The following is a 22497-nucleotide window of genomic DNA, read 5'->3' on the forward strand; positions in this document are numbered from 1 at the left end:
GCTGCTGATTCCACAACAAAGTTGCGATTTAAAACTGGCAAACAAAACTTGGGATTTTGGATTCCACATCCAAAATCCCAAATTAACAAACAGCACCTAGTCGTTAATGGCGTTGAGCAGCACTTCCTGCAAAGTCATGCCCTCCATATCATCCAGCGTTACCGTGTCGCAAATATCAAACTTTGCCCCAGCACCTTGCAAATCATCATCCAAGGCTTTCAGAAACCGACTCGCCGTTTGATCTGAACCCACTTGAATGAAGGAAATGGCTAATTCTTCATCTTTATCCATCCGGCGAGAGGCTTCAATAATCACCCGCATCACGGCTTTGCGGTCATCGGGTTCACCATCTGTAATCACTAGAATTGTCTCGCCATTTGGCTTGGTCTGACCAGCCGCCTTCCGCTCAAAGTAGTTGTCGGTAGCGTTTTTCAAGACATCGGCAAGATTCGTGGTGCCAGAGGGATCGTTTTCTTGAAATATCTGTGCGACCTTGCTAGAAGTCACATTGTCAAATCGCTTAAACCGACCTGAAAACAGGTAAAGCGTAATCCCATCGGGGTCGAACTTTTCGCATTTTCTCGCCAACGCCAGAGTAGATTCCTGTGCTGTTTCCCAGCGACTTCTACCGCTCGGTGGCTCTGGGGTAGACATACTGCCGCTTTTATCGATGATTAATGTATAGTCACGGTCTTCTGCCACAGATCCTCCTTCCACCAAAGATAACCTCCAGTGTTTGTCAAGATTTCCAAGCTCTAGCCTAGCCCACCTGCCGTGACTATCTAGTTGGTTTAGATAAAAGAAACATAAAAATTTCTACACGAGAGAGGGGGGAATTATCATTCTGGCGATCGCTCGTGGCTTTTACGCTTTAGTTTCCCCCAAGGCTTGCAAATAATCAATCGCTGCCTCTAGTTTAGATGGGTATGCATCGGCAAACTCTTCAAACCAAAGACCTTCTTCTGAGAGTGGCTTTAAATTTTTCAGCCATTCTTGCGCTTGGTTCTTGAATACCTCCCGTTGTTGCTGCCTTAGCTGCTCCTGTTTGAGTTGTTCTTCTCTGAGTTGTTGCTGTTTTTTTAGCTGTTCTGCGCGTTCTTGTTCTTCAAATTCAGACCTGACTTGGGCAAGAATTATATCGTCAGCTGAGGCAATGGTATGATTTTGCCATTTTTGTCGGGGCAATTCCGGAATTGAGTTGGCAAGAGGTATGTTAGCAGAATGATTCTGTAAGAAGTTCGCAGATTGCGGTTTGACTGGTTCTTCTTTCAGTTGTGGCGGTTTTGGCAGTTCTTTTGGTTGATCTTTTGTCTCATACTCAGCCTTGACTGCCGCGAGTATGTCATCTATTGATTCCATAAATTTGGACGCCTCTAGAGAGATTTTAGATTTCTCTTCACTATCAAAATCCCAAATCCCAAATTAGACTTTAACCTTAGTCAATAATGGCATTGATCAACACTTCCGTCAGGGTCATGTCCTCCATGTCATCCATCGTGACTGTGTCGCAAATATCAAACTTTGCCCCAGCACTTTGCAGTTCATCATCTAGCACTTTGAGAAATTTCGTTGCCTGTGCGTCTGTGCCAACTTGAATAAAGGAAATCGCCAGTTCTTCATCTCTATCCATGCGGCGAGACGCTTCAATAATTACCTTCATTACCGCTTTCCGGTCATCCGGTTCCCCATCCGTGACGACCAAAATGGTATCTCCATTTGTCTTGGTTTGTCTCGCTGCTTTACGCTGAAAGTAGTTATTCGTCGCATCTAGAAGGACTGCTGCTAAGTCAGTGCGTCCAGACGGTTCGTTTTCGCGGAAAATCTGTGCGACTTTACTGGCGTTTACATTGTCATACCGTTTAAATCGACCGGAAAATAGGTAAATAGTGATGCCATCCGGATCAAATTCTTCACATTTACTGGCTAAGGCGAGAGTAGATTCCTGCATCATTACCCAGCGACTTTTCCCACCTGGTTGGTCTGTAATCGACATACTGCCGCTTTTGTCAATAATTAACGTATAGTCGCGGTTTTCTACCATAAGAGTTTGCCTGATTCGCTTGCTTCTTTAAAGGTATCAAAATCCTCTAGCCGAGTTAAAGGAGCTGGTGGGTCACAAAGCTTAACCATTCAGACGTTCCAGCTCGTTTTGGCTCGGCATGAATGAGCGCCGCACCAGTGCTTGGGTGTGACGCTGAGATTGGATTGACTGACGCTGATTTTAAGCGGCAGCGATCGCGTTTTTAAGCGGTGTCCAGCGGAAAGCGCGATCGCCTCCCATTTCTACAGCAATTTTTAGGCGTGGCTCTATATTTGGCAACGTGGTTAAATATTCCACTTCCTCACGCGACAATACGTGTCCTTCAATCATCCACAGCACCAGTCCCTTCGATTTGGGAGGCAGTTGTTCCAACTGATAGGTCACGATAGGTGGCACGTAGTAAACGCGAATGTCTTTCTTACCCAAATGCGCGGGACGAACGCCGTGTACGCTCGTTAAATACGTTGCTACGTCGCCGAGTCCCCGTGCTGTGATGCTTAAAGTGGTATAGCCAGCTGCACGCAACCGCCGCTGGTAACGCCCCTCAAACCCTCCTTCTAAGGGTACATACATTCCTAAAGCACCTGACTTTTCCAAGTCTTTGACGAATTGATTGCCGATGGTGATCAGTGCCATATTTTTATGTTCTACCCAGCTTTAAGTTTTGTTAATTGCCGCTGGCAATTTATTATAGTTGGACGCTGAGGAACCTATCAACTTTGAGCGAAGAGCGATGTGCAACAAAATCTTTGGTGATTCTACTGAGGAGGGTTGCACTTTTTCAGGACAGTGTTGAGTTTTGAGGCTCTTTTGAATATAGGCTTACAGGCAATCGATCGGTTGAACTGCTTGAGCGATCGCGCTTTTTGTGGAGGTGCAACTGCTACTTAGAGCTAGTAAAGATTTAACTTTATTTGACTCAACATCGACTCAAAATAAGCGAACAGGCTTCTCCCTCACAGCACTTTATACCGCAAGTCGGAAAAGTAAAACTCAAACAGGTGACGTTGAACGGCTGAATCTATGGTTGAAAGCCTGCTTTCAACTATCTGCAATCTCTTGTAGTCCTCTGGGCTTCGGGGGATGTGTAGCCATTGTAATACTGTGTTTACAAATACTGTGCAGACAAATCGTGAAATGCTATAACCGACCTAAATGCCGGTCGTCGGGTTAGCGATCGCCTTCTTCCTTTCTATCCGTTAACCGGACAGTCGTCTTCTGGATCTGGAGTTGCACTTCAAGCGAGGCATACGATCCAGCAGACTAAATTTTTTTTGGAACAATCGCTAGACAAGTTGTAACAAATCGTTTATAGTAAACGATTGTGGTCAAAATTCGAGCAGCTATTACCGCTGAAGTTGAAATCGAGTCCAGGGACAGCACGACTTCCAAGTGAAAAACTATTGAGTCTTTCTCACAAGAGTTCAGTGCCCCCAGCGAGCGTCAAGCGTACCGCGACATCGATTTCAGAATTAGCGATCGCATCTAGAAGGCTTCTTGAGAAGAACTCTTCTAAGCCGGAAAAAGCCCTTTCGCCTTCTCGGGATACTGGATGGCTTGCCATCTAAGTCCCCGCGAATATAGGCAACGCGCTTCTAGCGCTTACCCGACCGTCGAATAGCTTCATACCAGCTAAAGAAAAAGCCTAAATTAGGCTGACTTGAAAGCTTGCCTCTCTCAATCCGAGGATGCGCCACAGCTGGCTGGTTTGATAACAACGTTTGTTGGAGCAAGCGGATTTACGAAACACTCGTAATCCCGCCTCTTTGTACTGTGTAAAAAGGAGAGACCAGAAAGCCGTGTCTGTTGGTATCCTCGGCACCAAACTCGGCATGACCCAAATATTTGACAAAGCAGGAAAAGCGATTCCTGTGACGGTCATTCAAGCAGGGCCATGCACCGTTACGCAAATTAAAACCAAAGAAACAGATGGCTACACTGCCGTCCAACTTGGTTATAAAGAAGTCAAACCTAAGGCTTTGAACAAGCCAGAATTGGGTCACTTGGCAAAATCAAGCGCTCCTCCTTTGCGGAAACTGCGGGAGTATCGCTTCGAGAATGTGGGAGAGTTTGAGCTAGGTCAACAACTCAAACCAGATATTTTTACTGCTGGTCAAATTGTGGACGTGATCGGCACCAGCATCGGAAAAGGCTTCGCCGGTTATCAAAAACGCCACAACTTTAGGCGGGGGCCCATGTCCCACGGTTCCAAAAACCACCGTCAACCCGGTTCGACGGGTGCTGGAACCACACCGGGACGTGTTTATCCCGGTAAGCGGATGGCAGGTCGTTTAGGCGGCACGCGCGTTACCATTCGCAAATTGACAGTAGTGCGGGTAGACTCAGAACGCAATTTACTGCTGATCAAGGGAGCGATTCCTGGTAAACCAGGGGCGCTGGTTAATATTGTTCCTGCCAAGATAGTAGGTCGAAAGTAGTCATTTTCTAAGGTCAGGCTGGCTAATCGCTAATAGCTTTTGATACTTAGCAATCCTTCAATTAGCAATTAGCAATTAGCAACGAACAAAGGACAACGGATATGGTTAACTGTGTAGTACGAAACTGGGACGGGGAAGAGGTCGGACAGGCAACTCTAGAATTAAAGGTTGCCAAAGAAGAGAATGCAGCTCATATTGTCCACCGAGCCTTGGTAAGGCAACAGGCGAATGCTCGTCAAGGCACTGCCAGCACCAAAACCCGCGCGGAAGTTAGAGGGGGAGGTCGTAAACCTTGGCGTCAAAAAGGGACTGGTCGCGCTCGTGCTGGGTCGATTCGTTCACCACTGTGGCGAGGCGGCGGTGTCATCTTTGGTCCTAAGCCAAGAGACTATGACACTAAGATGAATCGGAAGGAACGGCGTTTAGCGCTGAGAACCGCCTTCTTTAGCCGATCCGAGGACATGATTGTGGTGGAGGAATTTGCTGACAAGTTGCCTCGGCCTAAGACTAAAGAATTGGTAGAAGCGATCGCACGTTGGGGCGTCGAACCAGACTCTAAAGTCCTGCTGATCTTATCCGAACGTGAAGAAAACGTTTATTTGTCAGCGCGGAATGTTGCCAAGATGAAGATCATCCCTGCCACCCAGTTGAATATCTTTGACCTGCTGGCAGCTGACAAAATTGTGACGACGCCATCCGCCCTTGTCAAAATTCAGGAGGTTTACAGTGAGTGAGTATAACCCCCGCGAACTTGCGGATTTGGTGTATCGACCAATTGTAACTGAGAAGGCAACTCTGCTGATGGAGCAGAACAAGTATGTCTTTGAAGTCGTTCCCAAAGCAACCAAGCCAGAAATTAAAGCAGCAATTGAAGAACTGTTTAAAGTAAAGGTTGTGAGCGTGAATACCCTTCGTCTACCGCGCAAAAAGCGTCGCGTCGGCAAATTTGCAGGGTTTAAGCCTCAGTACAAGCGAGCAATCGTAACTCTGGCAAGCGGAGATACCATTACCCTTTTCCCAGAAGTTTAATAAGTTGGAAAGTTGACAAGTTGAAATTAAAAATTTCAACAAATTTCAACTTCACTCAACGGAAAGCCGCCCTACAAGCGTCTACAACCTTCAACCTTCAAACCTCTTTTTTAAGTTATGGGCACCCGTTCTTATCGGCCTTATACTCCCAGTACTCGTCAAGTTACCATTTCGGACTTTGCCGAAGTTACGCGGAGTGAGCCGGAAAAGTCACTAACCTACACAAAACATCGCCCCAAAGGTCGAAACAATCGTGGGGTAATTACCAGCCGCCGTCGGGGTGGCGGTCATAAACAGCTTTACCGGGAGATTGATTTTCGGCGCGACAAGCGCAATATCCCGGCCAAAGTGGCAACCATTGAGTACGATCCCAATCGCAATGCCCGGATTGCCCTGGTTTATTACCGGGATGGAGAAAAGCGGTATATTCTTCACCCAGTCGGCTTAACCGTGGGTACAGTTATCACCGCTGGACCAGACGCCCCAATTGAAATTGGCAATGCGTTACCTTTAAGCAAGATTCCTTTGGGAACTGCCGTTCACAACGTAGAACTGACTGCTGGACGAGGTGGGCAAATTGTTCGCGCTGCTGGTGCCACTGCACAAGTGGTCGCTAAAGAAGGCGACTATGTCACCATCAAGCTGCCCTCCGGTGAAGTCCGCATGATCCGCCGCGAGTGCTACGCTACCATCGGACAAGTCGGCAATGTTGAGCATCGAAACTTGAGCGCCGGTAAAGCTGGTCGCAATCGCTGGAAAGGACGCCGTCCGAAAGTAAGAGGCAGCGTCATGAACCCAGTCGATCACCCCCACGGTGGTGGTGAGGGACGGGCACCGATTGGTAGAAGTGGACCAGTAACACCTTGGGGCAAGCCCACTTTAGGTGCCAAGACCCGTAAGCCAAACAAGCCAAGCAATAAATTAATTGTCCGGCGTCGTCGCAAAGCTTCCAAGCGAGGTCGGGGCGGTCGGGAGTCCTAGGATTTAGATTTTGGATTTTAGATTAGCAATAAGTCCAAAATCCAAAATCCAAAATCCAAAAATCCAAAAGTAATTGGGGTTATTTGAACTATGGGTCGTTCTCTTAAAAAAGGTCCTTTTGTTGCGGATCATTTGCTGAAAAAGATTGAAAATTTGAATGCTAGGGGCGATAAGCAGGTTATTAAAACTTGGTCTCGTGCTTCAACTGTATTGCCGCAAATGGTGGGTCACACCATCGCGGTTCATAACGGGCGGACTCACGTGCCAGTTTACGTCAACGAGCAAATGGTAGGGCATAAGTTGGGAGAATTCGCTCCAACTCGCACATTCCGGGGACACTCGAAAGATTCCAAGGCAAAGAGGTAATTTTGAAGTTTGGATTTTGAGATTATTCAGAATTCCAAATTCAAAATTATTAAAAGGGAGAAATCTATGGCAGTTGATACTACAGAAGAAGTGAAAGCGATCGCGCGATACATCCGGATGTCTCCCCACAAGGTGCGCCGGGTTCTCGACCAAATTCGGGGACGATCCTACCGGGAAGCCCTGATCGTTCTGGAATTTATGCCCTATCGGGCTTGCGATCCAGTCCGCAAGGTATTACGCTCAGCAGCCGCTAATGCCGAACATAACGCCGGTTTAGACCCAACAAAATTGGTAGTTTCTCAGGCTTATGCTGACCAAGGATCAACCTTAAAGCGCTTTAGACCCCGCGCTCAAGGTCGCGCATATCAAATTCGCAAGCCAACGTGTCATATCACCGTAGCCGTTGCCCAAGCAGCGGCAGATGAATAACACTACTTTGGCTAAGCGCTAATTGTCACAAACAAGCTTTTGAACAATTAGCAATTAGCAATTAGCTGATTTAAGAGGACGCATTCGTGGGACAGAAAATTCATCCAATTGGTTTTCGGCTGGGGATTACCCAAGAACATCGCTCCCGTTGGTTTGCGGATGCTAAGCGCTACCCAGAACTCCTGCAAGAAGACTACACCATTCGGCAGGTCGTGGAGAAAAAACTCAGTAACGCTGGCATCTCTCAAGTGCGGATTGAGCGCAAAGCCGATCAAATTGACTTAGAAATCCACACCGCTCGACCGGGTGTTGTGGTAGGTCGCGGTGGTACTGGCATTGAAGTATTACGCGGCGATCTTCAAGAAGCTTTAGGCGGTGGCAATCGTCAAATTCGGATCAACGTGATCGAAGTGGCACGGGTAGATGCCGACGCCGGACTGATTGCTGAGTATATTGCCCAACAGCTAGAGCGACGAGTTTCCTTCCGGCGGGTCGTGCGTCAGGCGATTCAACGTGCCCAACGCGCTGAAGTCCAGGGAATTAAAGTACAAGTCAGCGGACGGTTAAATGGGGCGGAAATTGCCCGAACCGAGTGGACGCGGGAAGGTCGAGTGCCTCTGCATACCCTTCGCGCCAACATTGACTACGCTTACCGCACCGCCAAAACCATTTACGGCATTCTTGGCGTTAAAGTTTGGATCTTCAAAGGCGAAGTGATTCCAGGTCAGGAAGAAATTCCGGCTCCTAACAACGCTCAGCCCAAGCGTCGTCAACAGCGCCGCCGTCAGCAATTTGAAGACCGCTCTAATGAATAGGTTGATAGGTAATCGGTAATCGGTAATGGGTAATCAAAAAGAAAACGCCCAATTACCAATTACCAATTACTAATTACCAATTATCAATTACCAATTACCAAGTCATGTTAAGTCCCAGAAGAACAAAATTTCGCAAACAGCAGCGCGGGCGGATGAACGGCTTGGCGACTCGGGGCAATAGCCTAAACTTTGGTGACTTTGGCCTCCAGTCCACAGAACCGGCTTGGATTACCTCCCGTCAAATTGAAGCCAGCCGCCGAGCCATGACCCGCTACATCCGTCGGGGTGGCAAAATCTGGATTCGGATCTTCCCCGACAAACCAGTAACAATGCGTCCTGCTGAAACCCGTATGGGTTCTGGTAAAGGCTCGCCGGAATTTTGGGTGGCTGTCGTGAAGCCCGGACGGATCTTGTTTGAGATTGCCGGGGTTCCGGAAGAAACCGCCAGGGAGGCGATGCGTCTAGCTTCCCACAAGCTGCCAATTAAGACGAAGTTCATCACTCGTGAAGAAGAAGGGACTGTGTGAGTTATGGCTCTGCCCAAGATAGAAGAAGCCAGAAATTTAGGCGAACGAGAACTGGCTGAAGAAATTTTAGCTCTCAAGCGTCAGCTATTTGATTTACGACTGCAACAGGCAACTCGACGCCTGGAAAAGTCACACCAGTTCAAGCATACGAAGCATCGTTTAGGTCAGCTCCTAACCGTAGAAGGGGAGCGGCAACGGGCTGCAAAGGCTCAAAAGCCACAACCAGATGCAACATCCGAGGAGTAGACCCCAATGGCAGTTAAAGAACGAGTTGGCTTGGTCGTCAGCGACAAGATGCAAAAGACCGTAGTGGTCGCCATCGAGAACCGCTCGCCCCACCCGAAATACGGAAAAATTGTAGTGCGTACAAAGCGTTACAAAGCTCACGATGAAGAGAATCAGTGCAAGGTAGGCGATCGCGTCCGAATTTTGGAAACGCGACCTCTGAGTCGCACCAAACGATGGACAGTCGCTGAAATTCTCAATCGTGAGGCTCAATAAGTAAAGTTATGAGTTTTGAGTTTGTAAAGGCGGGTTAATCGAAATTTTCGATTTTATACCGATATTTAATCAAGTAAACCCGCCGGTAACAAGTTCTGAGTGAAAAATCCAAGTAAAGAATTCCGGAAATAAAACCGAACATCTTAAGTTCTTTCTCTTGTTCAAAACTCAAAACTTACAACTCAAAACTATTATTCAAAACTCACGCATCCGAAGCTAAGAACTATGATTCAGCCCCAATCCTACCTTAATGTCGCAGACAACAGCGGCGCTCGCAAATTGATGTGCATCCGCGTCTTAGGTGCTAGTAGCCGACGCTATGGCGGCGTTGGCGATGTAATCATTGCTGTCGTCAAAGACGCCATTCCCAACATGGCAGTTAAAAAGTCAGATGTTGTGCGAGCCGTGATTGTCCGTACCCGAAAAAATATGCGCCGGGACAGCGGTATGAGTATTCGCTTCGATGATAACGCCGCCGTGATCATCAACGCAGATGGCAACCCTAGGGGAACGCGCGTTTTTGGGCCAGTGGCACGCGAACTGCGCGACAAAAACTTCACCAAAATTGTTTCCCTAGCTCCGGAGGTACTCTAATGGCCGCAAAACAGTCTAAAAGAAACGGGATGAAGCTTCCCCAGCGCTATAAAATGCACGTCAAAAAAGGCGACACAGTACAAGTGATTGCCGGTCGTGATAAAGGCAAAGTTGGGGAAATCTTGCGGACACTTCCCCAGGAAAGCCGGGTAATTGTCAAAGGCATCAACATCAAAACCAAGCATGTTAAACCTCAGCAAGAAGGCGAATCCGGTCAAATTGTCACGATAGAGGCACCGATCCACAGCTCTAACGTGATGCTTTATTCGGCTCAACAAAAGATTGCCAGCCGCATTTGCTATACCTTGAATGAAGAAGGACGCAAGGTGCGGATGCTCAAAAAAACTGGTGAAATTATTGACTAAATAGTTGTTAGTTATAGCAAATTGCTAATTACTAACTGCTATTTTCCCTGACCAAGCCCAGGGGTATTAAGGAAAAAACAATGACACAAAAACTGAAAACGCTGTACCAAGAGACGATCGTTCCTAAACTGATGACTCAGTTTAATTACACGAATACCCATCAGGTACCCAAAGTCATAAAGGTCACGGTTAATCGAGGTCTAGGGGAGGCTTCTACCAACGCCAAAGCGCTGGAATCTTCCCTGACTGAAATTGCCAAAATCACTGGTCAAAAACCAGTGGTGACGCGGGCGAAAAAGGCGATCGCTGGATTTAAACTTCGCCAAGGTATGCCAGTAGGCGTGATGGTGACTCTGCGAGCGGATCGGATGTATGCCTTTCTCGACCGATTAATTAACCTGTCGTTGCCACGGATTCGGGACTTTCGCGGCATCAGTCCCAAAAGCTTTGATGGTCGGGGAAATTACAGCTTAGGCATTAGAGAACAGCTGATATTTCCCGAAATAGAATACGACAGCATCGACCAAATTCGGGGCATGGACATTTCCATCATCACTACAGCAAATACCGACGAAGAAGGCCGCGCCTTGCTAAAAGAAATGGGAATGCCTTTCAGGGATCAATGAGGCAGTCAAAATAAGGAGGGAATAATGGCGGCAAACGACACAATTTCAGATATGCTAACTCGCATTCGGAATGCGAATCTGGCGCGGCACCAAACAACAGAAATACCAGCAACAAAGATGACTCGCAGTATTGCCAAAGTCCTCAGGGATGAAGGCTTTATTGCTGAATTTGAAGAAGTTGGCGAAGGGATCAAGCAACACTTGCTAATTTCTCTAAAGTACAAAGGCAAAAACCGTCAACCGATTATTAATACCTTGAAGCGGGTCAGCAAACCTGGTCTGCGGGTCTACTCTAACCGCAAAGAACTACCCCGTGTGCTGGGCGGTATCGGAATTGCAATCATTTCTACCTCCAGCGGGATTATGACTGACCGAGAAGCGCGGCGTCAGGGTGTAGGTGGGGAAGTGCTTTGCTACATCTGGTAGATAAGCTAATAGCTATTAGCTCGATTGGCTGGTAGGTTTCAAAAACCTAGAAAAGCACAGACTTTGGGACTCACCGATAGACCAAAAGCTAACAGCTAACGGCTAACGGCTAATTGATTAGGAGGATTAAGTCATGTCTCGTATTGGCAAACGCCCTATTAATATTCCCGCTAAGGTACAAATTTCGATCGAAGGGCAATATGTTGCAGTTAAAGGACCTAAAGGAGAACTCTCCAGGGTTCTGCCATCTGAGGTAAGTGTAGAGCAGGAGGGAGAAACGATCCTGGTCAAGCGGCGGGATGAATCTCGTGCAGCTCGTCAGCGTCACGGTCTTTCTCGTACCCTGGTTGCCAACATGGTCGATGGAGTTTCCCAAGGATTTCAGCGTCGTCTAGAAATCCAGGGAGTCGGTTATCGTGCCGCAGTTCAAGGTCGCAATCTGATTCTGAACGTGGGTTACAGCCATCCAGTTCAGATTGAACCTCCCGACGGTATTCAAATGGCTGTGGAAAACAACACGAATGTGGTTGTAAGCGGCATTGATAAAGAAATCGTAGGAAACATTGCCGCTCGAATCCGTGCTGTCCGTCCACCGGAAGTCTACAAGGGTAAAGGCATCCGCTATGCGGGTGAAGTGGTAAGACGTAAAGCTGGAAAGGCAGGTAAGAAGTAAAGATGAAGCTAACTCGTAAAGAATTAATCCAACGTCGGCACTACCGGGTGCGTCGTAAGGTAAATGGCAGTGGTGAGCGTCCTCGGTTAGCTGTCTTTCGATCTAATCAGCACATTTATGTCCAGGTAATTGACGACACTCAACAACGCACTCTTGCCTGTGCCTCAACTTTGGAGGCGGATCTGAAATCACAGTTAACAACAGGAGCTACCTGTGCCGCCTCTGTTGAGGTGGGCAAGCTAATTGCTCAGCGAGCGATCGCTCAAGGCATTTCAAAGGTTGTCTTTGACCGAGGCGGCAACCTTTACCACGGTCGAATCAAAGCACTCGCAGACGCGGCTCGCGAAGCTGGGTTGGATTTCTAAAGACAAGTATGCAAAAGGCAAAAGTAAAAAGAAAGAAGTTTTTATCTATATATTTCTACCTTTGATTTCTCTTTCTTTTGCCTTTTTACATTTTTAGTTTTTACTTTCACTCTCAAGGTTCAGGATAAAACTATGGCAAAAGAGCGTCGGAAAAGTTCTGCGCGTCGGGAAAAAGAAATCACCTTTCAAGAACGGGTGATCCAGATCCGTCGTGTTAGTAAGGTCGTCAAAGGCGGTAAAAAACTCAGCTTCCGCGCCATCGTTGTTATTGGCAATGAGCGCGGTCAAGTTGGCGTTGGTGTTGGCAAAGCAAGTGATGTAATTGGAGCTGTTCGCAAAGGCGTTGCCGATGGCAAAAAGCACTTGATTGACATCCCCTTGACCAAGGCAAATTCTATCCCCCATCCGGTCAACGGAGCCGGGGGTGGTGCCCAAGTGATGATGCGACCCGCCGCCCCAGGAACTGGTGTTATTGCCGGTGGTGCTGTACGCACTGTGCTGGAGTTAGCTGGTGTCCGTAACATCTTAGCAAAGCAACTGGGTTCTAATAACCCCTTGAACAATGCTAGAGCCGCCGTCAACGCTCTTTCCACCTTGCGGACATTTTCCGAAGTGGCTGAAGAACGCGGGATTCCTATCGAAAACCTCTACGCCTAAATTTAGCCATCAGCGATTAGCTATTAGTGGTTCTCAGTTTAAAGGCAACTTTAATATCTTAGACAAAAGGCAAAAGACTAACAGCTAATAGCTAAAAGCTTTCTCAAAAAAATTAAGTCGTCAATCCTCTAGGTCAAGCGAATGAGATTAGAAGATGCAGTCCCTAAAAAAGGCTCAAAGAAGCGCCGCCGACGCATTGGACGAGGCATAGCGGCTGGTCAAGGTGCCAGCGGTGGCTTTGGTATGCGCGGTCAAAAATCGAGATCGGGGCGGGGCACACGACCCGGATTTGAAGGCGGACAAATGCCACTGTACCGACGCCTGCCTAAGTTAAAGCACTTTACGGTCATTAATCGTAAACAGTACACTACGATCAACGTAAGTAAGCTGGCATCACTCCCTGCTAACACGGAAGTGACTCTGGACTCATTGATGGAGTCTGGTATTATCACCGCCAATCAAGGTTCGCTGAAAATACTCGGTGACGGGGAACTGAATGTGGCTCTGAACGTAAAAGCAGCTGCTTTCACTGGCTCGGCTCGCAGCAAGATTGAAGCCGCTGGTGGCAGTTGTGAAATCGTTGCTGCCCGTGCCCGTAAGGGTTAAGCACATTGTATGCCAGCGTCTCTTGCTCATCGTTGAGGTACCCCTTCATGGTCGTTAGTCGAGACAAAAGCCCAACTGCTCAGGAAACCTTTGCACAGATGGCTCAAGCAGCCGGTCTTAGAGGTCGGCTGCTTCTCACCATCGGCTTGCTAATTTTAGTTCGCATTGGCATCTTTTTGCCAGTACCGGGAATTGATCGGACTAGGTTTGCTCAAGATATTCAAAATAACCAATTAATTGGATTTCTGGACATCTTCTCTGGGGGCGGCATTACCGCCTTAGGGATTTTTGCTTTGGGGATTTTGCCCTATATCAATGCCTCCATCATTATCCAACTGCTAACAGCCGCTATCCCTGCTTTGGAGAAATTGCAGAAGGATGAAGGAGAAGCTGGAAGGCGAAAAATCTCTCAGGTTACTCGCTATGTAGCGCTGGGGGGGGCTTTGATTCAAACTAGCTTCATTGCGGTATGGCTTGAACGCTATGCAACGAACGTTCGAGGACCTCTGTTCATTGCGGAGACTGCACTCGCTCTAACAGCTGGTTCGATGTTTGTGATGTGGGTGTCAGAGCTGATTACCGAGCGGGGGGTTGGTAACGGTGCTTCTTTGTTGATCTTTATCAATATTGTTGCAGTTCTACCCAGGTCGCTTGGGCAAACCATTAATTACGCCCAGGTTGACAATCGCAATGTGGGACCGGTGATCATTCTGCTATTAGTTTTCCTAGTCATGATCCTGGGAATTGTTTTTGTGCAGGAGGGAACCAGGCGGATTCCGATTATTTCGGCACGCCGACAGGTGGGTAAACGACTCTACCGGGAAAGGACGAGCTACCTGCCCTTGCGGCTGAACCAGGGTGGCGTTATGCCGATCATTTTTGCGTCTTCCGTCTTGATTTTCCCAGGTTTCCTAGCTCAGATTACTCAAAATCCTGGCAACAACCCGTTTTTGGTGCAACTCCATCAAGTTCTGAATCAAGTTGCGAATGCTCTAAATCCCAATAGTCAGACGCCCGGAGTTTATGAGGTCGTTTATCTGATCTTGATTCTGTTTTTCAGCTACTTTTACGCATCTTTGATTGTCAATCCCGTGGATTTGTCACAGAACCTGAAAAAGATGGGAGCCAGCATCCCTGGCATTCGTCCGGGTCGGGCTACTAGCGATTATGTGGAAGGGGTTTTGAATCGGCTAACTTTCTTAGGCGCTATCTTTTTGGGATTAGTGGCAATCGTGCCAACAATTGTGGAAAGAGCCACTGGCATTACGACTTTTCAAGGGCTGGGAGCTACTTCTTTGCTGATTCTGGTGGGCGTGGCAATTGATACAGCCAAGCAAATCCAAACGTATGTCATTTCCCAGCGCTATGAAGGAATGGTGAAGCAGTAGTGACGCGATTGATTTTTTTGGGGCCGCCAGGGGCGGGGAAGGGAACTCAGGCACATATCCTCGCTCAAGAGCTGGAAATTCCTCACATTTCCACGGGTGACATCTTGCGAAATGCCAAGGCTGCCGGAACCGAACTTGGTTTGAAGGCTAAGTCTTATATGGATCGGGGTGAGTTGGTTCCCGATGCTTTGATATTGGATCTGGTGCGCGATCGCCTTAGCCAAACGGATGCCCAACCCGGTTGGATTCTAGATGGTTTCCCGCGTACCGTCTCTCAGGCGACGTTCCTGGATGAATTGTTGCAGGAATTAGACCAAGTCTCCGATAGCGTTCTCAACCTGGAAGTTCCGGACGAAGTGTTGGTGGAGCGGATGCTGGAACGAGGGCGCAAGGACGGACGAACGGATGATACGGAAGAAGTCATTCGTCGTCGTTTGGAAGTTTATCGCAACCAAACGGCTCCGTTAATTGATTTCTACGAGCAACGCCAACAGTTGGTTTCAGTTGATGGCGATCGCTCCCTAGAAGAAGTTACTTCCGCACTCAAACAAGTTGTTCATTCTTGACAGGAGCGGGTGCGATCGCCCAGATGTTTGGGGTCAGTTCGTTGCCAATCCACTTCCCAGGCTGGCGGCTGGGACTGACCCCAAACCGGATGAAGTGAATTTTTGATAAAATATGTTAATAAGACCTTGACTGTCAGTCAGGGGCATGATCCGTGAATGACAATAGGCAAGCTGAAGAATTGAGGAAAAGGATAACTTGGCTAAACAAGATTTAATTGAAATGGAAGGCACGGTAACAGAATCCCTGCCTAATGCAATGTTTCGGGTCGATTTAGACAATGGGTTTAATGTATTAGCCCATATTTCCGGGAAAATCCGCCGGAATTACATCAAGATTCTACCGGGCGATCGCGTCAAAGTGGAACTCACCCCATACGACCTAACCAAAGGCAGAATTACTTATCGGCTGCGTAACAAAAAGTAGTGGCGAAAAAAAGCGATTCGCTCCTCTTAAAAAGCTTGTCTTATTAAAAAATTCGTCAAGCAGATGAACTTTAAAATCCACTTAAAAAGTGATATAATGTAGAGCTTGCAATGTAGCCAAAATAGGCATGAAAGTTCGAGCATCAGTCCGAAAAATTTGTGAAAAATGCCGCGTCATTCGGCGGCGCGGTCGAGTCATGGTGATTTGTTCTAACCCAAAACACAAGCAACGCCAAGGTTAACGAAGGCCCGATCCTCAGGACAAGTTTATAGCACTAAAAGCAAGACTAGGGAGACAACAAGCGTGGCACGGATTGCTGGGGTAGACCTTCCTCGCGATAAGCGCGTAGAAATTGGTCTGACTTACATCTATGGAATTGGACTCTCGCGCTCCAAAGAAATTTTGGCAGCATCCAAAGTTAATCCAGACACAAGAGTAAAAGACTTAAGTGATTCGGACGTAGCTGCCCTGCGCGAAGCAGTGGAAAGCAACTATCAAATTGAAGGGGATCTCAGACGCTGGGAGGCAATGAACATCAAGCGCCTGATTGACATTGGCACCTACCGGGGTCGGCGTCATCGGATGGGCTTGCCAGTTCGGGGTCAACGAACCCGTACAAATGCCCGAACCCGTCGCGGCAGGCGTCTCACAGTCGCAGGTAAGAGAAAGGCACCAGGACCGAAATAACCTTCTTCTGTTAGCTGAAAAGCTAAAAGCAGAGGCTCGAATTTCGTTTGCTAAAGGCAAACTTGACCAAGCAATTCAGCCAACCCATTATAACTACTGTCAACTAGATCCACATGGCGCGACAACCAACAAAAAAAACGGGTCCAAAAAAACAAAAACGCAACGTACCCAATGGCGTAGCCTTCATCCAGTCCACTTTTAACAACACGATTGTCACGATTTCCGACACGAACGGGGACGTACTTTCCTGGGCTTCAGCTGGCTCAAGTGGCTTTAAAGGAGCGAAAAAAGGAACTCCTTTTGCAGCGCAAACCGCAGCTGAAAGTGCGGCTCGCCGAGCGACCGATCAGGGGATGCGTCAGATTGAAGTGATGGTTAGCGGTCCAGGAGCTGGTCGAGAAACCGCGATTCGAGCGCTGCAAGGGGCGGGGCTAGAAATTACCTTAATTCGAGATGTGACGCCAATCCCCCACAATGGCTGTCGTCCGCCCAAGCGACGTCGAGTCTAGGATTGCTTTGAGTGCGATCGCACTCAAAGCAATTAGTAATTAGCAGCAAGTGGCAAACAGCTAACTGCTGAATTGGCATTGGGACAGCAGTGGCAATGCTAGGAAAGCGCTTTCAGCGTTCTTTCCAGGGGTTTTATGAAGAAGGGAGGTCACTCCGTGGCGCAGTTTCAAATTGAGTGTGTAGAGTCCAAAACTGAGAATAATCGGAGCCAATATAGCAAATTTGTCCTGGAACCTCTAGAACGCGGTCAAGGCACCACCGTTGGCAATGCGCTGAGGCGGGTTCTACTGTCTAACTTAGAAGGGACAGCAGTCACAGCTGTTCGGATTGCGGGGGTTAATCATGAGTTTGCCACAGTTGAGGGAGTGCGGGAGGATGTCCTAGAAATTCTACTGAACATGAAGGACATTGTACTCAAAAGTCATTCCTCCCATCCCCAAATTGCTCGATTAACTGTCACAGGCCCAGCAACAGTGACAGCCGGACGATTTGATTTACCCTCCGAAGTTGAGGTGGTCGATCCTAATCAATACGTTGCCACCCTAGCAGACGACGCTAGGCTGGAAATGGAATTTCGCATCGAACGAGGCAAGGGATATCGCGCAGTAGACCGGGGACGAGACGAAACTGCTGCTTTGGACTTCCTCCAGATCGACGCTGTGTTTATGCCGGTGCATAAAGTTAACTACAGCATTGAAGATGCCCGGATTGACGGTTCTTTGGAAAGAGACCGACTAATCCTGGAAATCTGGACGAATGGCAGCCTCAGTCCCCAAGAGGCACTTTCTCAAGCGGCGAGTATTTTGGTGGATTTGTTCAATCCTCTGAAAGATATCACTCTCGATCCGATGACGGTAGACTATACCGATGATGAAGATCCTACCAGCCAGATCCCAATCGAAGAATTGCAGCTTTCGGTGAGGGCATACAACTGTCTCAAGCGAGCGCAAATTAACTCCGTAGCCGACTTGCTGGATTACAGCCAAGAGGATCTGCTAGAGATTAAAAACTTTGGTCAAAAGTCGGCAGAAGAAGTCATCGAAGCCTTGCAGCGGCGACTGGGAATTACCCTGCCCCACGAAAAGGCGGCGAAAACAACTTGAAGTAAGGAGTAATGGGTAATAGGTAGAATCATTTACCTGTTACCAATTACTTTTTCACCGAGTACCAATTAGCAGTTACCAATTACCAATTAGCAATTCAAAATCGTTATGCGTCACTGTCGTCGTATTCCAAAACTGGGTAAGCCCTCCGACCAGCGTCGAGCGCTTTTGAGGTCGCTGGCAACCGAACTAATCCGTCAGGGTCGAATCACTACCACCAAGACGCGAGCCAAGGCGCTGCGCCCGGAAGTGGAAAAAATGATTACTCTGGCAAAGGACGGCTCTCTGTCAGCCCGCAGACAAGCCTTGGGCTACATTTATGACAAACAGTTGGTTCATGCCCTGTTTGAGCAAGCCGCTAGCCGTTATGGCGAACGCAACGGAGGATACACCCGTATCCTGCGAACCGTGCCACGTCGGGGTGATAATGCCGAAATGGCAATTATCGAGCTGGTTTGAAGTGAGGACTGAGAGAATTTAGAACTCAAAACTCACAACTCAAAGCTCATCATGTTAGAAGCCATGCCATTATCGACCCAGCGAGTTGCCCTGGTAATCCAATACCTGGGCACTCATTTTCATGGCTGGCAGCGGCAACCCAATGGGCGCACCGTGCAGGAAGAGATTGAAACAGTTCTGTCCAAGGTGCAGGAGCGACCTGTTACTCTACACGGTGCGGGGCGCACCGATAGCGGTGTCCATGCAGCAGCACAAGTGGCACATTTTGAGGCTACGGGTCCCATTCCGGCTGATAAGTGGGCGGCGATTCTTAATTCTCATCTGCCCGATGATATTCTGATTCGAGCCTCAGCTGCTGTGGGTTCAAACTGGCACGCTCGGTTTTCTGCGAACTGGCGTCGGTATCGATACACGATCTATACAGATCTCAAGCCAAACTTGTTTGTGCAGCCCTTCAGTTGGCATTATTATTATGCACCGCTAGATGAATCTTGCATCCAGGCAGCTTTAACCCCTTTGATAGGCAGCCACCATCTAGCTGCTTTTCACAGGGCGAATTCGGCGCGATCGCATTCCTGGGTGGATGTGCAGGCGGCAGAGTGCTACCGAGACGGCTCATTTATTCATATTGAGATTCAAGCCAACGGATTTTTGTATGGCATGGTGCGGCTGCTGGTGGGATTACTGGTACAGGTGGGAAGGAAAGAGCGATCGCCAGAAAGCTTTACCGAGTTGTGGGTAAACCAGCGCCGTCACGAAGTGAAGTACTCTGCACCCGCTCAAGGTCTGTGCCTGTTGCGAGTTGGCTACCCGGAGTTTCCCTTTCCCCCGGAAGTCTGGTTTGACACCCAGCCTAAGTTGGTCTTGCCGACTGTCACCACTGCCGAATATTGCCTAAGTTGAAAGGTTGAAGGTGAGAAGGTTGAAGGTTAAAAGGTTCTTCAACATTCAAAGCTCCAACTTACCAACTTTTGACTCACCCCTTGAAGCGTATAAAAAGAACCATGAACAAAACCCCCATCCCATCTCAAGACTCCATAGAACGCAATTGGTACGTCGTCGATGCCGCAGAGCAGCGTCTGGGCCGTCTGGCGAGTGAAATTGCCATGATTCTAAGAGGCAAAAACAAGCCCATCTTTACGCCCCATCTGGATACCGGCGATTTCGTGATCGTCGTCAATGCCGAAAAAGTAGTAGTCACGGGCAAAAAACGCACTCAAAAGCTCTATCGGAGACATTCGGGGCGTCCGGGCGGAATGAAGACTGAAACCTTTGCCAAGCTACAGGGCCGTATCCCAGAGCGGATTATCGAACAGGCCGTGCGCGGGATGCTGCCCAAGAGTTCTCTGGGGAAACAACTGTTCACCAAGCTGAAAGTTTATCCGGGACCATCCCATCCCCATGAATCTCAAAAACCCCAGGAAATCAAAATTCAAACAATTCCAGGAGGAGAAAGTTAATGCAAGCAGTAGAACAAAGTGGTCGAGTCGTGTACTGGGGAACAGGTCGCCGCAAGTCTTCCGTAGCAAGGGTTCGCTTGGTTCCCGGAAGCGGTCAGATGATTGTTAATGACCGACCGGGAGACAATTACTTCAATTACCAAGCGGCTTATCTGTCAGCAGCAAAAGCCCCCCTGGAAACCCTGGGTCTGGAAAATGAGTATGACATTCTGGTGAAAGCCCACGGCGGTGGATTAACCGGACAGTCTGATTCGATTCGGTTGGGAGTGGCGAGAGCCTTGTGCCAACTCGACCCGGACAATCGCCAGCCGCTGAAAAGCGAAGGTTATTTGACCCGCGATCCCAGAGCTAAAGAGCGGAAGAAATACGGCTTGCACAAAGCCCGGAAGGCTCCGCAGTACTCGAAGCGATAAAGAAGCGATCGCTTTTGAGTTGGTTATCGATGGTAGGTGCGAGGCAGACCTCGCACTCGCTAATGCTGGAAAGCTAGAATTTGTATAGGGACATTACCCAGTCGAGGAGCAATCATGGCAAAACAAGGAATTCATCCGCAGTGGTATCCAGAAGCAAAAGTTTACTGCAACGGAGAAGTGGTAATGACTGTCGGCTCAACACAACCAGAACTTCACGTTGATGTTTGGTCGGGCAACCACCCCTTTTACACCGGAACCCAGAAAATTATTGACACCGAAGGTCGGGTAGAGCGCTTCCTGCGGAAATACGGAATGTTGGAAACCAACCAAGCCCAAGGTGATGATTCGGGTTCCCAAGGCAAAAAGTAGCGGGTCGGCTTGCTCGTAGCGCGACCCACCTGTTGGGTCGAAGTTATTGATGATAAGCTTTCCTGCTGTTTTTGTGGAGCGATCGCATTTCCTATGGCTGAAACATACCTGCTGGAGAAATTAAATTCCGTTGAGCAAACCTTTAATGAGTTAACCCGCCGACTGGCAGATCCAGATACCGCCTCCAATCCAGATGAGTATCAACGGGTGGCAAAGGTTCGTTCCTCATTGGAGGAAGTTGTCAACACCTACGAAAGTTGGAAAACAACTCAGCAAAACTTGGTGGGCGCAAAACTCGTACATAAGGAATCTGCTAGCGATCCTGAGTTGCAGGAAATGGCAGCCTTGGAAGTGGAAGAACTGGAAAGCAAGCTAGAGCATTTGGAAATACGCCTCAAGATTTTACTTTTGCCCCGCGATCCCAATGATGACAAAAACATCATGCTGGAAATTCGTGCTGGCACAGGTGGAGATGAGGCGAGTATCTGGGCGGGCGATTTGGTGCGGATGTACTCGTACTACGCCCAAACTCAAAACTGGAAGATTAAGTTACTGGGCGAGTCGCGGGCAGAGTCGGGTGGTTTTAAAGAAGCCATCTTGGAAATCCAGGGCGACAACGTTTACAGCCAGCTAAAGTTTGAAGCTGGCGTCCATCGGGTACAACGGGTGCCAGTGACGGAAGCTGGAGGACGGGTTCACACCTCAACGGCAACAGTGGCGGTGATGCCAGAGGTGGATGATGTAGAGATACACATTGACCCGAAGGATATTGAAATGAGTACAGCTCGGTCTGGCGGTGCTGGCGGTCAAAATGTGAACAAGGTAGAAACTGCTGCCGACTTGTTCCACAAGCCGACGGGGATTCGGATTTTCTGTACCGAAGAGCGAAGTCAGTTGCAAAACAAAGAACGCGCTATGCAAATCCTCCGTGCCAAGCTTTACGAAATGAAGCTGCGCGAACAACAGGAAGCTGTTACCTCCATGCGGCGTTCTCAGGTAGGTACCGGCTCCCGTTCGGAAAAAATTCGCACTTACAATTACAAAGATAACCGTGTCACCGACCACCGCCTGAATCAGAACTACAGCCTTAACCCTGTTCTGCAAGGCGACCTGGAACATATTATTCAGGCTTGTATCTCTCAAGACCAGCAGGAACGCTTGGCAGAATTAGCCGCTTCCACTACTAACGCTGAGTCGCTTCATTAAGATCAGAGCTAAAGGTATCGAAAGACGCGATTAATCGCGTTTTTGCCATCCCGCACCCAGCCGACGTGTAAGCGGCTGGATTTTTTATGTCTTTTCATAATATCATCTCCGGTAAATTGCCCATCATTAGAGAAACCCACCTTGCCAGAGAATTAACAAACTTGCTCTCAGACGCGATCGCTTCAACAGCAGGACTTTTGCGTTCTATATCACTATCCGCAAGATGAAATTCTGGCAAAATTAGCTAAGGAACGGTTGTACCCTGCTGTTTTGCTCGAAAATCGGGATGGCAATCGCCCTTACCTAACAAAAAGCTGACTTTCCCCCCTATCTATCTGGGTTGGAAGTGAGAGCAGGATGAATCCAACTGTTCAAAAGCCTTATTTTCTTGTATTTTATTCTTATTAGAGAGATATGAATAATTACTCATATATTATTAATAACACTATTAAGTCAAGTTTCTCTAACTTTAG

35 protein-coding genes are annotated in these 22497 nt (G+C 48.2%); 31 read left to right on the top strand and 4 right to left on the bottom strand.

The features are described 5' to 3' along the window. Positions 1-96: 96 nt before the first annotated feature. The 4 genes from AC2VDX_RS15610 to ndhN all read right to left on the bottom strand — a co-directional run bounded on the left by AC2VDX_RS15610 (position 97) and on the right by ndhN (position 2677). On the bottom strand, positions 97-702 hold the full coding sequence (locus tag AC2VDX_RS15610; protein WP_378174072.1) for a vWA domain-containing protein: 606 nt from the start codon (positions 700-702) through the stop codon (positions 97-99). 162 nt (positions 703-864) lie between these two features. Beyond that, positions 865-1359 carry a salt stress protein, Slr1339 family gene (locus AC2VDX_RS15615; protein ID WP_378173868.1) on the bottom strand — a complete coding sequence of 165 codons (495 nt, stop codon included), beginning with the start codon at positions 1357-1359 and terminating at the stop codon, positions 865-867. Positions 1360-1435: 76 nt separating this feature from the next. After that, positions 1436-2041 carry a vWA domain-containing protein gene (locus AC2VDX_RS15620; protein WP_378173866.1) on the bottom strand — a complete coding sequence of 202 codons (606 nt, stop codon included), beginning with the start codon at positions 2039-2041 and terminating at the stop codon, positions 1436-1438. Between the two features lie 180 nt (positions 2042-2221). Next, the gene (ndhN, locus tag AC2VDX_RS15625; protein WP_378173863.1) at positions 2222-2677 is read right to left on the bottom strand and encodes an NAD(P)H-quinone oxidoreductase subunit N; all 456 of its coding nucleotides are present in this window, start codon (positions 2675-2677) and stop codon (positions 2222-2224) included. Between the two features lie 1163 nt (positions 2678-3840). Here ndhN and rplC point away from each other — a divergent pair. The 31 genes from rplC (at position 3841) to prfA (ending at position 22024) form a co-directional block, all read left to right on the top strand. Then, entirely contained in the window at positions 3841-4479 is a 639-nt protein-coding gene (gene rplC, locus AC2VDX_RS15630; protein ID WP_378173860.1) for a 50S ribosomal protein L3, read from the top strand. A 101-nt stretch (positions 4480-4580) separates the two neighbouring features. Then, entirely contained in the window at positions 4581-5213 is a 633-nt protein-coding gene (gene rplD, locus AC2VDX_RS15635) for a 50S ribosomal protein L4 (protein WP_378173858.1), read from the top strand. Then, positions 5206-5508 carry a 50S ribosomal protein L23 gene (locus AC2VDX_RS15640; RefSeq protein ID WP_378173856.1) on the top strand — a complete coding sequence of 101 codons (303 nt, stop codon included), beginning with the start codon at positions 5206-5208 and terminating at the stop codon, positions 5506-5508. The genes rplD and AC2VDX_RS15640 overlap by 8 nt, the downstream gene beginning before the upstream one ends. A 117-nt stretch (positions 5509-5625) precedes the next feature. After that, positions 5626-6489 carry a 50S ribosomal protein L2 gene (rplB, locus tag AC2VDX_RS15645; RefSeq protein WP_378173853.1) on the top strand — a complete coding sequence of 288 codons (864 nt, stop codon included), beginning with the start codon at positions 5626-5628 and terminating at the stop codon, positions 6487-6489. A 90-nt stretch (positions 6490-6579) separates the two neighbouring features. Continuing rightward, a complete protein-coding gene (gene rpsS, locus AC2VDX_RS15650) occupies positions 6580-6855 on the top strand; it encodes a 30S ribosomal protein S19 (RefSeq protein WP_378173850.1) in 276 nt (91 codons plus the stop codon). Positions 6856-6921: 66 nt separating this feature from the next. After that, positions 6922-7284 carry a 50S ribosomal protein L22 gene (gene rplV / locus AC2VDX_RS15655; protein WP_378173847.1) on the top strand — a complete coding sequence of 121 codons (363 nt, stop codon included), beginning with the start codon at positions 6922-6924 and terminating at the stop codon, positions 7282-7284. An 86-nt stretch (positions 7285-7370) separates the two neighbouring features. Next, positions 7371-8099 (top strand): 30S ribosomal protein S3, encoded by a 729-nt coding sequence (gene rpsC / locus AC2VDX_RS15660; protein ID WP_378173844.1) that lies wholly within the window; start codon positions 7371-7373, stop codon positions 8097-8099. 104 nt (positions 8100-8203) lie between these two features. Then, complete coding sequence (gene rplP, locus AC2VDX_RS15665) at positions 8204-8626, top strand: 50S ribosomal protein L16 (RefSeq protein WP_378173841.1); 423 nt, start codon at positions 8204-8206, stop codon at positions 8624-8626. 3 nt (positions 8627-8629) lie between these two features. After that, positions 8630-8872: a 50S ribosomal protein L29 gene (gene rpmC, locus AC2VDX_RS15670; protein ID WP_378173839.1), complete on the top strand. Its 243-nt coding sequence runs from the start codon at positions 8630-8632 to the stop codon at positions 8870-8872. 6 nt (positions 8873-8878) lie between these two features. After that, on the top strand, positions 8879-9127 hold the full coding sequence (rpsQ, locus tag AC2VDX_RS15675) for a 30S ribosomal protein S17 (protein WP_378173837.1): 249 nt from the start codon (positions 8879-8881) through the stop codon (positions 9125-9127). Positions 9128-9352: 225 nt separating this feature from the next. Beyond that, a complete protein-coding gene (gene rplN / locus AC2VDX_RS15680) occupies positions 9353-9721 on the top strand; it encodes a 50S ribosomal protein L14 (protein ID WP_378173835.1) in 369 nt (122 codons plus the stop codon). Positions 9722-9750: 29 nt separating this feature from the next. Continuing rightward, entirely contained in the window at positions 9751-10086 is a 336-nt protein-coding gene (gene rplX / locus AC2VDX_RS15685; protein WP_378174069.1) for a 50S ribosomal protein L24, read from the top strand. Positions 10087-10166: 80 nt separating this feature from the next. Then, a complete protein-coding gene (gene rplE / locus AC2VDX_RS15690; RefSeq protein WP_378173833.1) occupies positions 10167-10712 on the top strand; it encodes a 50S ribosomal protein L5 in 546 nt (181 codons plus the stop codon). Between the two features lie 24 nt (positions 10713-10736). After that, positions 10737-11138, top strand: a complete 402-nt coding sequence (gene rpsH / locus AC2VDX_RS15695) for a 30S ribosomal protein S8 (protein WP_378173831.1) — start codon at positions 10737-10739, stop codon at positions 11136-11138. 133 nt (positions 11139-11271) lie between these two features. Further along, positions 11272-11811 carry a 50S ribosomal protein L6 gene (gene rplF, locus AC2VDX_RS15700; RefSeq protein ID WP_378173829.1) on the top strand — a complete coding sequence of 180 codons (540 nt, stop codon included), beginning with the start codon at positions 11272-11274 and terminating at the stop codon, positions 11809-11811. 2 nt (positions 11812-11813) lie between these two features. Beyond that, a complete protein-coding gene (gene rplR / locus AC2VDX_RS15705; protein WP_378173826.1) occupies positions 11814-12176 on the top strand; it encodes a 50S ribosomal protein L18 in 363 nt (120 codons plus the stop codon). A gap of 132 nt (positions 12177-12308) precedes the next feature. Next, a complete protein-coding gene (gene rpsE / locus AC2VDX_RS15710; protein ID WP_378173823.1) occupies positions 12309-12833 on the top strand; it encodes a 30S ribosomal protein S5 in 525 nt (174 codons plus the stop codon). A gap of 141 nt (positions 12834-12974) precedes the next feature. After that, a complete protein-coding gene (gene rplO, locus AC2VDX_RS15715) occupies positions 12975-13439 on the top strand; it encodes a 50S ribosomal protein L15 (protein ID WP_378173820.1) in 465 nt (154 codons plus the stop codon). A 47-nt stretch (positions 13440-13486) separates the two neighbouring features. After that, on the top strand, positions 13487-14827 hold the full coding sequence (gene secY / locus AC2VDX_RS15720) for a preprotein translocase subunit SecY (RefSeq protein WP_378173817.1): 1341 nt from the start codon (positions 13487-13489) through the stop codon (positions 14825-14827). Further along, positions 14827-15393, top strand: coding sequence for an adenylate kinase (locus AC2VDX_RS15725; protein WP_378173813.1), 567 nt, complete (start codon positions 14827-14829; stop codon positions 15391-15393). Before secY ends, AC2VDX_RS15725 begins: the two co-directional genes overlap by 1 nt. Before the next feature lie 196 nt (positions 15394-15589). Next, the gene (gene infA, locus AC2VDX_RS15730; protein WP_015203280.1) at positions 15590-15817 is read left to right on the top strand and encodes a translation initiation factor IF-1; all 228 of its coding nucleotides are present in this window, start codon (positions 15590-15592) and stop codon (positions 15815-15817) included. Positions 15818-15944: 127 nt separating this feature from the next. Next, positions 15945-16058 carry a 50S ribosomal protein L36 gene (gene rpmJ / locus AC2VDX_RS15735; RefSeq protein ID WP_071782548.1) on the top strand — a complete coding sequence of 38 codons (114 nt, stop codon included), beginning with the start codon at positions 15945-15947 and terminating at the stop codon, positions 16056-16058. Positions 16059-16120: 62 nt separating this feature from the next. Beyond that, entirely contained in the window at positions 16121-16504 is a 384-nt protein-coding gene (gene rpsM / locus AC2VDX_RS15740) for a 30S ribosomal protein S13 (protein ID WP_190411879.1), read from the top strand. A 113-nt stretch (positions 16505-16617) separates the two neighbouring features. Continuing rightward, the gene (gene rpsK / locus AC2VDX_RS15745; protein WP_190411878.1) at positions 16618-17013 is read left to right on the top strand and encodes a 30S ribosomal protein S11; all 396 of its coding nucleotides are present in this window, start codon (positions 16618-16620) and stop codon (positions 17011-17013) included. Between the two features lie 135 nt (positions 17014-17148). Further along, positions 17149-18117 (top strand): DNA-directed RNA polymerase subunit alpha, encoded by a 969-nt coding sequence (locus AC2VDX_RS15750; protein WP_378173808.1) that lies wholly within the window; start codon positions 17149-17151, stop codon positions 18115-18117. Positions 18118-18225: 108 nt separating this feature from the next. Further along, positions 18226-18576: a 50S ribosomal protein L17 gene (gene rplQ, locus AC2VDX_RS15755; protein WP_378173805.1), complete on the top strand. Its 351-nt coding sequence runs from the start codon at positions 18226-18228 to the stop codon at positions 18574-18576. A gap of 51 nt (positions 18577-18627) precedes the next feature. Beyond that, positions 18628-19479 carry a tRNA pseudouridine(38-40) synthase TruA gene (gene truA, locus AC2VDX_RS15760; RefSeq protein ID WP_378173802.1) on the top strand — a complete coding sequence of 284 codons (852 nt, stop codon included), beginning with the start codon at positions 18628-18630 and terminating at the stop codon, positions 19477-19479. Positions 19480-19580: 101 nt separating this feature from the next. After that, positions 19581-20036, top strand: a complete 456-nt coding sequence (rplM, locus tag AC2VDX_RS15765) for a 50S ribosomal protein L13 (protein WP_378173799.1) — start codon at positions 19581-19583, stop codon at positions 20034-20036. Further along, positions 20036-20449: a 30S ribosomal protein S9 gene (rpsI, locus tag AC2VDX_RS15770; RefSeq protein ID WP_378173796.1), complete on the top strand. Its 414-nt coding sequence runs from the start codon at positions 20036-20038 to the stop codon at positions 20447-20449. The genes rplM and rpsI overlap by 1 nt, the downstream gene beginning before the upstream one ends. A gap of 114 nt (positions 20450-20563) precedes the next feature. Further along, positions 20564-20818 (top strand): 50S ribosomal protein L31, encoded by a 255-nt coding sequence (gene rpmE / locus AC2VDX_RS15775; protein WP_378173793.1) that lies wholly within the window; start codon positions 20564-20566, stop codon positions 20816-20818. 93 nt (positions 20819-20911) lie between these two features. Then, the gene (gene prfA / locus AC2VDX_RS15780) at positions 20912-22024 is read left to right on the top strand and encodes a peptide chain release factor 1 (RefSeq protein WP_378173791.1); all 1113 of its coding nucleotides are present in this window, start codon (positions 20912-20914) and stop codon (positions 22022-22024) included. Positions 22025-22497: the final 473 nt, after the last annotated feature.

This window comes from Coleofasciculus sp. H7-1, assembly GCF_057473865.1.

Excerpts from the sequence above, each read along its gene's own strand:
- AC2VDX_RS15615 (WP_378173868.1), bottom strand. The coding sequence starts at position 1,359 with ATGGAATCAATAGATGACATACTCGCGGCAGTCAAGGCTGAGTATGAG.
- AC2VDX_RS15620 (WP_378173866.1), bottom strand. The coding sequence starts at position 2,041 with ATGGTAGAAAACCGCGACTATACGTTAATTATTGACAAAAGCGGCAGT.
- ndhN (WP_378173863.1), bottom strand. The coding sequence starts at position 2,677 with ATGGCACTGATCACCATCGGCAATCAATTCGTCAAAGACTTGGAAAAG.
- rplD (WP_378173858.1), top strand. The coding sequence starts at position 4,581 with ATGGTTAACTGTGTAGTACGAAACTGGGACGGGGAAGAGGTCGGACAG.
- rplB (WP_378173853.1), top strand. The coding sequence starts at position 5,626 with ATGGGCACCCGTTCTTATCGGCCTTATACTCCCAGTACTCGTCAAGTT.
- rpsS (WP_378173850.1), top strand. The coding sequence starts at position 6,580 with ATGGGTCGTTCTCTTAAAAAAGGTCCTTTTGTTGCGGATCATTTGCTG.
- rplV (WP_378173847.1), top strand. The coding sequence starts at position 6,922 with ATGGCAGTTGATACTACAGAAGAAGTGAAAGCGATCGCGCGATACATC.
- rplP (WP_378173841.1), top strand. The coding sequence starts at position 8,204 with ATGTTAAGTCCCAGAAGAACAAAATTTCGCAAACAGCAGCGCGGGCGG.
- rpmC (WP_378173839.1), top strand. The coding sequence starts at position 8,630 with ATGGCTCTGCCCAAGATAGAAGAAGCCAGAAATTTAGGCGAACGAGAA.
- rpsQ (WP_378173837.1), top strand. The coding sequence starts at position 8,879 with ATGGCAGTTAAAGAACGAGTTGGCTTGGTCGTCAGCGACAAGATGCAA.
- rplN (WP_378173835.1), top strand. The coding sequence starts at position 9,353 with ATGATTCAGCCCCAATCCTACCTTAATGTCGCAGACAACAGCGGCGCT.
- rplX (WP_378174069.1), top strand. The coding sequence starts at position 9,751 with ATGAAGCTTCCCCAGCGCTATAAAATGCACGTCAAAAAAGGCGACACA.
- rplE (WP_378173833.1), top strand. The coding sequence starts at position 10,167 with ATGACACAAAAACTGAAAACGCTGTACCAAGAGACGATCGTTCCTAAA.
- rpsH (WP_378173831.1), top strand. The coding sequence starts at position 10,737 with ATGGCGGCAAACGACACAATTTCAGATATGCTAACTCGCATTCGGAAT.
- rplF (WP_378173829.1), top strand. The coding sequence starts at position 11,272 with ATGTCTCGTATTGGCAAACGCCCTATTAATATTCCCGCTAAGGTACAA.
- rplR (WP_378173826.1), top strand. The coding sequence starts at position 11,814 with ATGAAGCTAACTCGTAAAGAATTAATCCAACGTCGGCACTACCGGGTG.
- rpsE (WP_378173823.1), top strand. The coding sequence starts at position 12,309 with ATGGCAAAAGAGCGTCGGAAAAGTTCTGCGCGTCGGGAAAAAGAAATC.
- rplO (WP_378173820.1), top strand. The coding sequence starts at position 12,975 with ATGAGATTAGAAGATGCAGTCCCTAAAAAAGGCTCAAAGAAGCGCCGC.
- secY (WP_378173817.1), top strand. The coding sequence starts at position 13,487 with ATGGTCGTTAGTCGAGACAAAAGCCCAACTGCTCAGGAAACCTTTGCA.
- rpmJ (WP_071782548.1), top strand. The coding sequence starts at position 15,945 with ATGAAAGTTCGAGCATCAGTCCGAAAAATTTGTGAAAAATGCCGCGTC.
- rpsK (WP_190411878.1), top strand. The coding sequence starts at position 16,618 with ATGGCGCGACAACCAACAAAAAAAACGGGTCCAAAAAAACAAAAACGC.
- AC2VDX_RS15750 (WP_378173808.1), top strand. The coding sequence starts at position 17,149 with ATGAAGAAGGGAGGTCACTCCGTGGCGCAGTTTCAAATTGAGTGTGTA.
- rplQ (WP_378173805.1), top strand. The coding sequence starts at position 18,226 with ATGCGTCACTGTCGTCGTATTCCAAAACTGGGTAAGCCCTCCGACCAG.
- truA (WP_378173802.1), top strand. The coding sequence starts at position 18,628 with ATGTTAGAAGCCATGCCATTATCGACCCAGCGAGTTGCCCTGGTAATC.
- rplM (WP_378173799.1), top strand. The coding sequence starts at position 19,581 with ATGAACAAAACCCCCATCCCATCTCAAGACTCCATAGAACGCAATTGG.
- rpsI (WP_378173796.1), top strand. The coding sequence starts at position 20,036 with ATGCAAGCAGTAGAACAAAGTGGTCGAGTCGTGTACTGGGGAACAGGT.
- rpmE (WP_378173793.1), top strand. The coding sequence starts at position 20,564 with ATGGCAAAACAAGGAATTCATCCGCAGTGGTATCCAGAAGCAAAAGTT.
- prfA (WP_378173791.1), top strand. The coding sequence starts at position 20,912 with ATGGCTGAAACATACCTGCTGGAGAAATTAAATTCCGTTGAGCAAACC.